General features: G+C 74.1%; 8 protein-coding genes. 4 read left to right on the top strand and 4 right to left on the bottom strand.

What is annotated here, in order from left to right; all coding sequences use genetic code 11:
• Positions 1–4: 4 nt before the first annotated feature.
• Together ACWEN6_RS08045 and ACWEN6_RS08040 are read right to left on the bottom strand one after the other, a co-directional pair.
• Complete coding sequence (locus ACWEN6_RS08045) at positions 5–796, bottom strand: SAM-dependent methyltransferase (RefSeq protein WP_452569528.1); 792 nt, start codon at positions 794–796, stop codon at positions 5–7.
• Positions 797–914: 118 nt separating this feature from the next.
• Positions 915–1,694, bottom strand: a complete 780-nt coding sequence (locus ACWEN6_RS08040; RefSeq protein ID WP_452569527.1) for an ABC transporter permease subunit — start codon at positions 1,692–1,694, stop codon at positions 915–917.
• A 620-nt stretch (positions 1,695–2,314) separates the two neighbouring features.
• On the opposite strand from ACWEN6_RS08040, the gene ACWEN6_RS08035 reads away from it, so the two are divergent.
• From ACWEN6_RS08035 to ACWEN6_RS08020, 4 genes are all read left to right on the top strand, one after another.
• Complete coding sequence (locus tag ACWEN6_RS08035) at positions 2,315–6,430, top strand: Pls/PosA family non-ribosomal peptide synthetase (protein ID WP_452569526.1); 4,116 nt, start codon at positions 2,315–2,317, stop codon at positions 6,428–6,430.
• A gap of 20 nt (positions 6,431–6,450) precedes the next feature.
• On the top strand, positions 6,451–7,779 hold the full coding sequence (locus tag ACWEN6_RS08030) for a M1 family metallopeptidase (RefSeq protein WP_452569525.1): 1,329 nt from the start codon (positions 6,451–6,453) through the stop codon (positions 7,777–7,779).
• A gap of 249 nt (positions 7,780–8,028) precedes the next feature.
• Positions 8,029–8,610 (top strand): hypothetical protein, encoded by a 582-nt coding sequence (locus ACWEN6_RS08025; RefSeq protein ID WP_354920511.1) that lies wholly within the window; start codon positions 8,029–8,031, stop codon positions 8,608–8,610.
• A gap of 385 nt (positions 8,611–8,995) precedes the next feature.
• Positions 8,996–9,322, top strand: coding sequence for a hypothetical protein (locus ACWEN6_RS08020; protein ID WP_452569524.1), 327 nt, complete (start codon positions 8,996–8,998; stop codon positions 9,320–9,322).
• 63 nt (positions 9,323–9,385) lie between these two features.
• On the opposite strand, the gene ACWEN6_RS08015 is transcribed toward ACWEN6_RS08020, so the two are convergent.
• The gene (locus tag ACWEN6_RS08015) at positions 9,386–11,308 is read right to left on the bottom strand and encodes a hypothetical protein (RefSeq protein WP_452569523.1); all 1,923 of its coding nucleotides are present in this window, start codon (positions 11,306–11,308) and stop codon (positions 9,386–9,388) included.
• 181 nt (positions 11,309–11,489) lie between these two features.
• Complete coding sequence (locus tag ACWEN6_RS08010; protein WP_452569522.1) at positions 11,490–13,583, bottom strand: ABC transporter ATP-binding protein; 2,094 nt, start codon at positions 13,581–13,583, stop codon at positions 11,490–11,492.
• Positions 13,584–13,599 lie beyond the last annotated feature (16 nt).

Below are 13,599 nucleotides of genomic sequence, written 5' to 3'. Positions count from 1 at the left end.
CGGGTCAGCGCCGGTGGGCGACGCCGCAGAAGGCGGGCAGGTCGTCGTCCCCCCGGTAGAGCGGGGAGTCGGGCCGCCACGAGCCCAGGCGCGTCAGCCCCGGCTCCACGAGCTCCAGGCCGTCGAAGAACGCCTCGATCTCCTCCTGGGAGCGCAGCACGGCGGGCGAGCTGGCCCTGTCGTACACCGACGTGCCCGGCATCAGCCGCCGGTCGGCCTCGGCGTGCGACAGGACCAGCACCGAGCCGGGGACCACGGCGTCCATCAGAGCGCGGACGATGCCGCGCGGGTCCTCCTCGTCCCTGATGAAGTGCAGCACGAAGACGAGCAGGACGGCCATGGGCCGGTCGAAGTCGAGGTGCTCCCGCAGCACCGGGTCGCCGACGATCTTCTCCGGCCGGCGCAGGTCGCCGGCGACCATGATGGTCTGCTCGTCGGTGGCGAGCAGGGCCTGACCGTGCGACAGGACGATGGGCTCGAGGTCGACATAGGCGACCCGCGCGGCGGGCAGGACCCGCTGCGCCACCTCGTGGACGTTCTCCTGTGTGGGCAGCCCGGAGCCGATGTCGAGGAACTGGCCGATGCCCGCCTCGGCGGCGGCGTACTCGACCGCGCGCCGCAGGAAGCGACGGTTGGCGACGGCGAGCTCGCGCGTGCGGGGGAACACGCCGATGACCCGCTCGGCCGCTTCCCGGTCGGAGGCGTAATTGTCCTTGCCGCCCAGGTAATAGTCATACATTCGCCCGACATTTGGGGTTATCGGATCGAATGCTGCGTTCAGTGGCGCGGAATCCATAATCACTCCGTCGGAGGCCGGGTGTCATGCGGCGGTTCTCACCGACCGTTCACGTTATTCGGGGCCCGACGTTAACAGCCGCCATCCCGATGCTCAATGGCGAGGGCCGATTCGCCGTTCACAGGTCCCTACGGCGCACGAGCAGGGCGCCCGCGGCGAGCGGCAGCAGAGCGTAGGCGAGCATCACGGCCGCCGCCGCGACCGGGGGCAGCAGCGTGTCGAACACCGTGTTCGCGTCGAGGGTGCCGGTGATCTCGCGGGGCAGGTTCGTCAGCAGGACCGACCCGAGCCGCGCGTCCCACGGCGCCGGCAGGTTGATCGCCACGATCGGGATCACGTACACCAGCCCGATCAGGATGACGATCGACCCGGCCGTGGACCGCAGTACGGTGGCCAGCCCCAGCCCCACCAGGGCGAACACCACCACCGACAGGCCGGTGACGATCAGGACCGGCAGCCGGTGGGCCAAGGGGGTGAGGTACACGCCGTTGAACCGGCCCCCGATGAGCGACCGGCAGGCGAAGTAGGTCCCGAACACCACCAGCGGCCCGGTGACGGCGGCCAGCCCGGCGAGCAGGGCCGCCTTGCCCGCGACGACCGGCCAGCGCCGGGGCACCGCCATCATGGTCGCCCTGATCGTCCCGGTGGTGTACTCCGAGGTGATCGACAGCACGCCGAGGATGCCCAGGCACAGCTGGGGGATGATCACCAGGACCTCCTCGATGTAGGAGACCGAGGAGCGCAGCCGCCCTTCGGGCGAGGTTCCGTCGAACGCGGCCGCCGCCGACCAGGCGATGGCCGCGCCGGCCAGCAGGCCGGCCAGGGCGACGCCCAGGGCGTAGTAGGTGGAGCGGACCGAACGGAGCTTGTGCCACTCCGCGGCCAAAACGTCGATCATCGAGTACCTCCGGTGCGTGGCGCCGACAGCACGGACGCCGATGGTGCGATCGCCCCCACCGCGCACGCCGGCCGGGCGGGCGCCGACAAGACGGCGCTGACAAGACGGCGCTGACAAGACGGCGCTGACACGAGCGGGCGCGAGGACGCGGTGCGCCCGGCGCGTGGACGCCGGCCGTGGGCGAGCGCTCGACGGGACGGGCGCCGGTGAGCGGGTGTTCGGGGACGTGTCAACGCTCCCGCAGCAGAAGCGGCGGCGCATCGGCCCTGCGTCCGAACTCCCACACGGGTCTCACCCTCCAGGCCGTCCTCCTCCGGGCTGATCCGCCCCCGCCCCCACCCCTGTCCCCGCCACCGTCGCTCCCGTCCCCGTGCCGGGTCGACGGCGACGGCGACGGCGACGGCGACGGCGACGGCGATCAAGGTGTCGTCGGGGTGTCCATCAGATGGACGGGAATAGGCGGAATGGCGGCGGAAGTTAAGATCGGGCGATGTCCATGGCGTCAGTAGGGCCGGTTCGGAGCCGAAGAACCGCAGCAGGGTGGTCGACCAGACCGTCGTTCCCCCGCCGCCCCTGACGAAGACCCGGGCGAACCGTCCGGGCACTCACCAGGAGCCTTTTTGCCCTCCTCACCGGTGGAAGCCGAGCAGCCGCTCGCGCGGCGAACCCCGACGCCGGCCGCCTCGCGGACGCCCGCGACCAGAGCCGTCCAGCACGCCCCCCTGACACCGGGCAAGCCCTCCACCCCGGCCGGCTCCCTGCCCGGGACCACCTCCGCGCCGGCCGTCTTCCTTGCCGGGGCGGCCGCCGCGCCGCCGCGGACGCTGGTCGACGTCCTGGCCGAGACGACCCGGCGCCACCCCCGCTCCCCCGCGCTCGACGACGGCCGCACCCGCCTGGACTACCAGGCCCTGAGCGCCGAGGTGGAGTCCCTGGCGGGCGAGCTGCGCCGGGCTGGCGTGCGCACCGGCGACCGCGTGGGCGTGCGCGTCCCGTCCGGCACCGCCGACCTCTACGTCGCGATCCTCGCCGTGCTCGCCGCCGGCGCGGCCTATGTGCCCGTCGACGCGGACGACCCCGACGAGCGCGCCGAACTGGTCTTCACCGAGGCGGGCGTCCACGCCGTCGTCGGCGAAGGCCGCGCGATCACCCGCACCACGACCGCGAGCACGGACGACGCTCGCCATCCCCTCCCCGCGAGCACGGACGGCCCTCGCCACACCGTCCTCTCGGACACAGACTCCCGCCCTCACCCCGAGCCGGACGGCACGCCGGAGCGGCCCGGTCCCGGGCCGGGGGACGACGCCTGGATCATCTTCACCTCGGGCTCCACGGGCAGGCCGAAGGGCGTGGCGGTGACCCACCGCAGCGCGGCGGCGTTCGTCGACGCCGAGGCGCGACTGTTCCTCGCCGACGAGCCGATCGGCCCGGGCGACCGGGTACTCGCGGGCCTTTCCGTGGCCTTCGACGCCTCCTGCGAGGAGATGTGGCTGGCGTGGCGGCACGGCGCCTGCCTGGTGCCCGCGCCCCGCGCGCTCGTGCGCACCGGCATGGACCTCGGCTCCTGGCTCGCCGACAAGGGCATCACTATCATCTCGACGGTGCCGACCCTGGCTGCGCTGTGGCCGGTGGAGACCCTCGACGACGTCCGCCTGCTGATCTTCGGCGGCGAGGCGTGCCCGCCCGAGCTGGCCGAGCGGCTGGCCGTTCCCGGGCGCGAGGTGTGGAACACCTACGGCCCCACCGAGGCCACCGTCGTGGCGTGCGCAGCGCCGCTGACCGGGCGGGGCAAGGTGCGCATCGGCCTGCCGCTCGCCGGCTGGGACCTCGCGGTCGTGGACGACGCGGGCGAGCCCGTGGCCATGGGCGAGACCGGCCAGCTCGTCATCGGCGGCGCCGGCCTGGCCCGCTACCTGGACACCGCCAAGGACGCCGAGAAGTACGCCCCGCTGCCCTCCCTCGGCTGGGCGCGCGCCTACCGCAGCGGCGACCTGGTGACCGCCGAGCCGCGGGGCCTGGTCTTCGTCGGCCGGGCGGACGAGCAGGTCAAGCTCGGCGGCCGGCGCATCGAGCTGGGCGAGGTGGACGCCGCGCTCCAGTCCCTCCCGGGCGTGCGCGGCGCGGCCGCCGCGGTCCGCGCGACCGGCTCGGGGCACCAGCTTCTGGTCGGGTACGTCGTCGCCGCCGAGGACTTCGACGCCGAGGCCGCCCGCGACCGGCTGGCCGAGGCGCTGCCGGCCGCCCTGGTCCCGCGCATCGCGCTCGTGGCCGACCTGCCGACCCGCACCTCCGGGAAGATCGACCGCGACGCCCTGCCGTGGCCGCTGCCCGGCGGCGCGACCCCCGGCGCCGATCCGGGCGCGGCGGGCGCGGCCGCGGAGCTGTCGGACGACGAGCGGTGGGTGGCCGAACGGTGGGCCGGCATCCTGGGCGTGGACGCCGCCGACCGCGACGCCGACTTCTTCGTGCTGGGCGGCACGAGCCTGGCCGCCGCGCTGCTGGTCTCCGAGCTGCGCGCCCGCCACCCCGCGGCGGCGGTCGCCGACGTGTACGAACACCCCACGCTGGGCGGGCTCGCCGCCCACCTGGCCGCGATGGCGGCCCCCCGCGCCGAGAACGCGCAGCGTCCCGTGACGCCGGTGCCGCGGCGTTCCGCGCTCGCGCAGACGGCGCTCATGATTCCGCTGCTGACCATCGGCGGCATGCCGTGGATCGTCGGCCTGGCCACGCTGAACAACATCGTGGCCCTTCCGTGGACGCCCACCGTCTCGTGGTGGTGGGTGCTGGCGGGCTGGCTGCTGTTCGTCTCCCCCTGGGGACGCATCGGCGTGGCCGCCGCGGTGGCCCGGGTGCTGCTGCGCGGCCTGAAGCCGGGCGCCTACCCGCGCGGCGGCGGCACGCACCTGCGGCTGTGGTTCGCCGAGCGGTTCGCCGCGCAGATCGGGGTGGGCCGGCTGTCCGGCGCCCCGTGGAACGCCCGGTACGCGCGGGCGCTCGGCGCGCAGGTCGGCGAGGACGTGGACCTGCACACGCTGCCCCCGGTGACCGGGATGCTCAAGGTCGGCACGAACGCGGCGATCGAGCCCGAGGTCGACCTGCACGGGTACTGGCTGGACGGCGATCTGCTGCGCGTCGGTGAGATCCGCGTCGGCGCCGCCGCCACGATCGGCGCCAGGGCGACGCTGCTCCCCGGGGCCCGCGTCGGCAAGAACGCGCAGGTCGCGCCGGGCGCCGTCGTCGAGGGCGCCGTCCCGTCCGGCGAGCGCTGGGCGGGGGCGCCCGCGAGCCGGCAGGGCAAGGCGCGCCGGTTCCCGCCGTCGGAGCGACCGCCGCGCTCCCGGCGCTGGGAGGCGATGTACGGGCTGTCGGCGATGGCGCTGAGCCTGATCCCGGTCGTGGCCGCCCTGTGCGGGCTGATCGTGCTGGACGTCTTCGCCGGAGACGTGGCCACGCTCGGCGAGGCGCTGCCCGCCGCCCTCTACGGCGTCGCGCCCGCCACGGTGACCGCGCTCGCGGCCTTCGCGCTGATCGTCGTGGTCTGCGTGCGGCTGCTCGGTGTCGGCCTGCGCCCGGGACGGCACCCTGTGCACAGCCGCCAGGCGTGGCAGGCGTGGGCGACCGGCCGGCTCATGGCAGCGGCCCGCGTCTGGCTGTTCCCCCTGTACGCCAGCATCCTCACCCCCGCGTGGCTGCGCGCGCTCGGCATGAAGGTCGGCCGGGACGTCGAGCTGTCCACGGTGCTGGCGCTGCCCACGATGACCACCGTCGGCGACGGGGCCTTCCTCGCCGACGACACGATGGTGGCCCCGTACGAGCTGGTCAACGGCAGCCTGCGGGTGGACCAGGTGCGCATCGGCAAGCGGGCCTTCCTCGGCAACAGCGGCATGACCGCCCCTGGGCGCAAGGTGCCCAAGGACGGGCTGGTCGGCGTGCTGTCGGCCGCGCCGAAGAAGGCCAAGGCGGGGTCGTCCTACCTGGGCATGCCCCCGATCGAGCTGCGCAGGACGGCCGAGTCCGGCGACCGGCACCGCACCTACGACCCGCCGCGCCGGTTGAAGGCCGCGCGGGCGTTCGTGGAGATCTGCCGCGTCGTGCCGGCCATGGGCACGGTCGCGCTCGCCGTGCTCGTCGCCGCGACGCTCGAGTTCCTCGCCGCCTCCTACGGCTTCGCGGTCGCGGCCGGGCTGGTCGGAGTGGTGCTGGCGGGCGCGGGGGCCGTGGCCGCCGCGACCGCCACCGCGGCCAAGTGGGCGATCGTCGGCAGGATCGCGGCGGGCAACCGCCCGTTGTGGAGCTCGTTCGTGTGGCGCAACGAGCTGGCCGACAACTTCGTGGAGGTGCTCGCCGCCCCGTGGTTCGCCGAGGCGTGGCTCGGCACCGCCCCGCTGGCCCTGTGGCTGCGCTCGCTGGGCGCGCGCGTCGGCCGCGGGGTGTGGTGCGAGACCTACTGGCTGCCCGAGGCCGACCTGGTCGAGGTCGGCGACGGGGCGAGCGTCAACCGCGGATGCGTGCTGCAGACCCACCTGTTCCACGACCGCGTGATGAGCATCGATAAGGTCGTGCTGCGGCACGGGGCGACGCTCGGGCCGCACGGCGTGGTCCTCCCCGCGGCGACGATCGGGCAGGACACCACGGTCGGACCGGCGTCCCTGGTGATGCGCGGCGAGACGGTGCCCGCGCGCGCCCGCTGGTTCGGGAACCCGATCACGCCGTGGTCCCGTCCGCCGTCGCGTTGACCCGGAAGGCATGACAGAACGTGAGCGTGGCACCAGGCGTCTCCCGCCGTCCCTACTTTCCCGAGCGGGGCAACGAGGGCTACTGGGTCGAGCACTACGAGCTGTCGCTGGACTACCGGGTCGGCGCCGGCCGGCTGCGCGCGTCGGCGGTGATCTCGGCGTTCGCGAGCCGGTCCCCGTCCCTTCCCGCCTTCACCCTGGACCTTTCGTCCTCGCTGCGCGTGTCCGGGGTGCTGGTCGACGGCGAGCCGGCGCGCTACACGCACCGGGGTGACAAGCTGCGGATCACCCCGGCGCGCCCGCTGCAGGAGGGCACGCTGTTCGCCGTCGACGTGCGGTACGGGGGCGACCCTCGTCCCCTGACCAGCCGCTGGGGCGGCCTCGGCTGGGACCGGCTCACCGACGGGGTCATCGTCGCCGGCCAGCCGACCGGGGCGCCGTCGTGGTTCCCCTGCAACGACGACCCGGCCGACAAGGCCACCTACCGCGTCACGGTGACGACCGGGTCGGCGTACGAGGTGGTGGCCAACGGCCGCCTGGCCGACCGGCGCCGCGCCGCGTCCACCACCACCTGGGTGTACGAGCAGCCGCAGCCGATGGCCACCTACCTGGCGAGCGTGCAGATCGGGCGGTACCAGTCGGCCGAGGTGCCGGGGCCGGTGCCGCAGCGGCTGGTCCACCCCGCCCGTCTGGCCTCGCGGGTGCGGGCGGACTTCGCCCGCCAGCCGGCCATGATCGCCCTGTTCTCCGACCTGTTCGGCCCCTACCCCTTCGCCGGGTACACCGTCGTGGTCACCGCCGACGACCTGGAGATCCCGGTCGAGGCCCAGGGGATGTCGATCTTCGGCGCGAACCACGTGGACGGGCGGCGCGGCGAGGAGCGCCTCATCGCCCACGAGCTGGCCCACCAGTGGTTCGGCAACAGCCTGACGCTGGAGGACTGGCGCGACATCTGGCTGCACGAGGGCTTCGCCGCCTACGCCGAGTGGCTGTGGTCGCAGGCGTCGGGCGAGGAGACGGCCGACGCGCTCGCCGCCCGCTGGCACCGCAGGCTGGCGGCGCTCCCGCAGGACTTCACGCTGGCCGACCCCGGCGCGCGCCGGCTGTTCGACGACCGGGTGTACAAGCGCGGCGCCCTCACCCTGCACGCGCTGCGCCGCGCGATCGGTGACGAGGCGTTCTTCGCGCTGCTGCGCGAGTGGACGGCCACCTACCAGCACGGCGGCGTCACCACCGAGCGGTTCACCCGCCTCGCGGCCCGCCACGCCGCGACCCCGCTTGACGACCTGTTCGCCGAGTGGCTCCACACCGAACGCCTCCCGGCCACCCCGGCCCGCCGGACGGTCTGACCCGACCGGTCTTGGGGATCGGTCTTGGGGGCCGATCTTGGGGGCCGATCTTGGGGGCCGATCTTGGGGGCGGCCGTACGAAGTCCTGGATCGGCTGTGGGTGAAACCGCGCGTGCCGATCGGCACGGTGGCGTTGACTGGCTGTCGGGGTCCCGGCCATGCCGAGACCCCTGGGAGCCACGCGGCGCCCGAGTCCTCGTCGCAGGCCACCACCGCGACAGCGGGAGCCGCGCCGAAGGAAAGGGAAGCATGGGCGAGCACGACGCCTTCCGCATCGACCACGGCCACGATCGCGAACTCGCCTCCGAGGGGTCAAGCCGGTACGCCGAGCACGTACGGCGCAACGTCGCGGCGTTCGACGGCGCGTGGGGCGACATCGCCCCGGTCACCTTCGCGTGCGCCGCCTGGCGGCTGGCCATCACCCCCTCGCCGCCCTACGTGCGGCGCCATCGGCGCATCCTGTCCGCCGCCTGCGACCGCAACTCCTGGGACGGCTCGCTCACCGCCCGCGTGCTGCTCGTCTCGCCGCCGCCGGCGGAGCTCACCGCCTCGCGCGAGTGGTGGCACGACCGCGGCTGGCGCGAGTGGCCGCAGACCTTCGGCCAGTACCTCGAGCCCAGCGACCAGGACCTCACCCGGAACCCGTTCCTGCGCACCACCCTGGTGATCGACGCGCCCCTGCCGCTGGACGCCCTGCCGCCCGCCCCCGACGGCCCGAGCGACACCCTGTCCTCCACCGCCGCGCTCGCGGTCACCACCCTGGTCAGAGAGCTCAACGCCCTGCTCACCCCGATCATCCGCCGCCTGGAGACCACCCAGGCCCGCGGCTGATCGCGGCGCGCGTCGTCATCTCCGCGATCCGCGCACTCAGCACCCTGTCACCCGCGGCCCCGTGGTGAGGATGGACATCCGGCACGGCACACCAGTGCGGTGAGCACACACGTCCACCGACAGCGGCTCCCCACTCCCGCCATGTGCGGGACGTGATGGGCGCCGGGTCGGCGGGTCATGGTACGGCGATGCCGGCGCCTGCTACGGCGCCCGAGCCGGTGCACGTTCGTGGAAGCGCATCAGGGCGGCTCAGTCATGCGATCACGACGCCGAGGACAGCTTGACCGATGCCCGGCGAGGGCGGCGAGGGCTTGAGACGGTTGTGAGACTTCACCGGCGGCGCCGGCTGTTAGGTTCCCGGCACAAGCCCACGAAGGAGGTCATCGTGTCCATCGTCCGAGGGATCAGCAACGGGGCGGCCGCCGCCCTGATCGGCGCCGCGGCCGTCGTCGCGACCACGGCCGCGCCAGCGAGCGCCGCCGTCGACCCGGCGAGCTGCGTCTACGGCTACAACCTCTCCATCCCGCAGGTCTCGGCCACCTGCACCAACCCGACCCCGACCGGCTGGTATCTGCGGGTCGCGTGCGAGACGCCCCGCGGCACCGTCGTGTACGTCAACGGCACCATGGCCTACGGCCCGGGGCGCGACACGTCGCTGGCGCGGTGCCCGCACAACACCGAACTGGGCCCCTCCACCCTGGTCAACGCGTAGCGGCCTGGCAATGTGCGACCGCCCTGGCAACGCGTAACCGCCCTGGTCGATGGCGGCCCAGGGTCAACGCGTGGCGGCGCGCAGGGCCTCGGTCAGGCGGCGGACGCCGTGGTCCAGGCGGCGGAAGTAGGTCGCCCTGCTCAGGTGCAGGCGGTGGGCGGCCGCCTCGTGCGCGATGCCGCCACGAAGGTAGTACAGGCTCAGCACACGCCCGGCCTCCCGGTCCACGGGTGAGCCGGAGTTCGCCAGCGCCTCCACCTGCCGCCGGACGAAGGCCGCGATCGCCTCGGGCGACCCCAGCCCGGGCATCGCGGCCGGCGGGCTCGCGGCCGGTCGGCGCGGGTCGCCCAGCCGGGCGAGGGCGGCGCGGACCGCCTCCGCCAGCGCGTCGTCCTCGGCGGGGACGGCGCCCCGTTCGAGCTGCCGCAGCCAGCCGGGCAGGTTGCGCGGGGTGAACGTGCGCGCGAAGACTCCGCTCCTGCGTCCGCACCGGAACAGGTCGTCGCGGGTCTCTCCCATCCGGACCAGGCCCATGCGCTCCGACAGCCGCTGGTACGGCGCCCACGGCGTGGAGACGACCACCCTGCCGCTCGCCATGGCGGTGGCCAGGATGTGCCGCAGCATGACGGCGCGCGCCGCCGGGCGGCGGGGCGCGGTGACCAGCATCCCCAGGACGACGCCGGCGGAGCCGTCGCCGCCGGGCGAGGGGGCCGGCGGCGCGTGCTGCTGGAGCAGCGCCTCCAGCAGCGGCGCGGCCCCGGCGCCGATGCCCGTCATGTTCGTCATGCCCAGGGGCCGGTCATCGCCGTCGACCACCAGGTCGAACAGGCTGCCGGGGGTGGTCATCCACAGCTCCAGCATCCGGTCGGCGCGGCGCGGGTCGAGCGCCTCCATGCCGGCCCACTGGCGGGTCAGCCGGACGATGTCGTCCTCGTCCGCCGCCTCCGCCGCCCTGACGCGCAGCGGCCCCGGCACGGGCGGGAAGAAGATCGGGCGGACCTGGGGATGGGCGGACATGTGCAGCACCTGGTCGGCCAGTTTGGCGCGCACGCCCGGGTCACCGGTGCGGGTGATCTGACGCCGCCGGTGCGCGGAGCCCTTGTCCAGAAGCGTGCGGGCCGTGACCGGGTGCCGCCACCGGTAGGCCAGCTCGAAGATCGTGCGGAAGGGCTCGACCACGACCAGCCCGTGCGCCTCCGGCCGTACGACGCTCAAGGCGCTGAGCCGGTCGAAGTCGGCGGGTGTCCCCTGCACGAGCGCGGCCAGCAGGTCGGCGTCCGCACCGCCCACGGTGGCCACGACCGGCAGCGCGCCGGGCGGCGGGCCGGCGGTCTCGACAGCGAGCCGCCGCAGCAGCTCCCCCGCCACGACGTCCGCCAGACCTCCCAGAACGTCCGCGAGCCCGCCCCCGGCGAGCGCGCACAGGAGCCGGTCGGCGATGAGCGGGATGCCGCCGGACAGGTCGGCGACCAGGTCGAGCCGGGCCGGGTCGCGCACACCGCGCGAACGCGCGAACCTGCGCACGGCCGTCCGGCTCCACGGGGACAGCGGCACCGTCTCGACCGGCAGGCCGGACCAGCCGGGCCGGGACACCAGCGGCCTGCGCCCGACGACCAGCACGCACGTGCCCGGCGCCACGCCGGCGAGCAGTTCGCGGACGGCCTCGGCGTGCGCGTCGTGGTCGACGCCGTCGACCACGAGCGGACCGGCGGCGCTGCCATCGGCCACCAGCGGCACGGCGCCGGTCCGCATGTCCACCAGCGGCACGGTGCCCGTCCGATCGGCGACCAGAGGGGCGGCGGCCGTCCGGGGGGCCGGCATCGGCCCGGCCGCCGGAGCCGGCACCGTGCCGCCCAGCGCCGAGGCCAGCCGGCTCTTGCCCACGCCGACCGGCCCGCAGAGGTTGACGACGACGACCGGTCCGCCGGGCCGGGCGCCCCGCACCAGGGCGCTCAGCCGCCGGCGCGCGTCGGTGTAGGCGACCACCAGTAAACGGTAGCAATCAGGGCGTCACCGAGGAATCGGTGAAGACCGCGACAGACCTGCGACCGGTGGCCCACCGCCGCCCCGGTGGCTCACCCGCCAAGCGCGGCCCACCGCCGACCCGGTGGCCCACCGCCGACCCGGTGGCCGACCGCCGAGCGATGGCCCACCGCCGGAGGTGGACTTACCCGGCCATGTCGCCGTCGGCTGCCACCAGGGCGCCGCTGAACTGCGCCGAGTACAGGCGGTGGTAGGCGCCGCGGGCGGTGAGCAGCTCGTCGTGGGTGCCGTGCTCGACGATGCTCCCGGCCTCCATCACCAGGATCAGGTCCGCGTCGCGGATCGTGGACAGCCGGTGGGCGATGACGAAGCTGGTGCGGTCGCTGCGCAGCGCGGCCATCGCGTGCTGCACCAGCACCTCGGTGCGGGTGTCCACCGAGCTGGTCGCCTCGTCCAGGATGAGCAGGGACGGGTCGGCCAGGAACGCCCGCGCGATGGTGAGCAGCTGCTTCTCGCCGGCGCTGACGTTGCTCCCCTCCTCGTCGATCACGGTGTCGTAGCCGTCGGGCAGCGAGCGGACGAACCGGTCGACGTAGGTCGCCCGCGCCGCGGCCTGGATCTGCTCCTCGGTGGCCCGCGGGTTGCCGTAGGCGATGTTGTCGCGGATGGTGCCGCCGAACAGCCAGGTGTCCTGGAGCACCATGCCGATCTGGGAGCGCAGGTCGTCGCGGCGCATCGCGGTGATGTCGACGCCGTCCAGGGTGATGCGGCCCGCGTCCAGCTCGTAGAAGCGCATGATGAGGTTGACCAGGGTGGTCTTCCCCGCGCCGGTCGGGCCGACGATCGCAATGGTGTGACCGGGCTCGGCCACCAGCGAGAGGTCTTCGATGAGCGGCTGGTCGGCGTTGTAGCTGAAGGACACGTGCTCGAACTCGACCCGGCCGCGCCGGTCGGCGGGCGGCGCCGCGTCGGCGGGGTCGGGGGCCTGCTCCTCGGCGTCCAGCAGCTCGAAGACCCGCTCGGCCGAGGCCACTCCCGACTGCAGCAGGTTGGCCATCGAGGCGACCTGCGTCAGCGGCTGGGTGAACTGCCGGGAGTACTGGATGAACGCCTGGACGTCGCCGAGGCTCATCGCCCCCGTGGCGACGCGCAGGGCACCGACGACAGCGATGGCGACGTAGTTCAGGTTCCCGATGAACATCATGACCGGCATGATGATCCCGGAGATGAACTGGGCGCCGAAGCTCGCCTTGTACAGGTCCTCGTTGCGCTCGCGGAACACCTCCTCGACCTCCGGGCCGCGCCCGAACACCTTGACCAGCTCGTGGCCGGTGAACGCCTCCTCGATGTGGGCGTTGAGGGTGCCGGTGTGCGCCCACTGGGCGACGAAGAGCTTCTGCGAGCGCTTGGCCACCTGGCCGGTGACGACCATCGACACCGGGATGGTGACCAGGGCGATGACCGCGAGCAGCGGCGAGATCACGAACATCATCACCAGCACGCCGATGACGGTCAGCAGCGAGGTGAGAAGCTGGCTCAACGTCTGCTGGAGGGTCTGCGACACGTTGTCGATGTCGTTGGTGACCCGGCTGAGCAGCTCGCCGCGCGGCTGGCCGTCGAAGAACTTCAGCGGCAGCCGGTTGATCTTGTCTTCGACGTCGGACCGCAGCCGGAAGATGGTGCGCTGGGTCGCGTCGTTGAGCAGGTAGTTCTGCAGCCAGCTGAAGGCCGAGGCCGCGACGTACAGCACCAGGGCCCAGGTCAGCACCGTGGCGAGCGCGCCGAAGTCGATGCCGTGGCCGGGCACCAGGTCCATGCGCGCGAGCATGTCGGCGAGGTTGCCGTTGCCCGAGGCACGGACGCCCTGGACGGCCTGCTCCTTGGTCGTCCCCGCGGGAAGATGCCGGCCGACCACGCCGCTGAAGATGATGTCGGTGGCGCGGCCGAGGATCTTCGGCCCGATGACGGCGAACGCGACGCTGACCACGGCCAGCGCGATGACGGCCAGGATGCGGGGGCGTTCGGGGTCCAGCCGCCGGATCAGCCGGCGGGCGGAGGGGCCGAAGTTCATCGACTTCTCCGCGGGCATCCCTCCCCCGCCGAAGGGCCCCCTGCCGAACGGTCCACCTCCGGCGGGCGGGCGCACCGGAGCCGCGAGCGGCCTGCCCCCCGCCGCGGCGCCCGGTCCACCCTGCCCGGCCTGCGTCCCCTGGCCGTCCTGGGCCGGTCCCCCGGCGGGCGTGGCCTGGTCTTCCGGTGCGGTGGGACGCTCGCTCACGCCGCCCTCCTGACGG

This window comes from Sphaerisporangium sp. NPDC004334 (assembly GCF_053602655.1).
The sequence above is the reverse complement of the archived record's forward strand: the minus strand, read 5'-3'. Positions and strand labels throughout refer to the sequence as shown.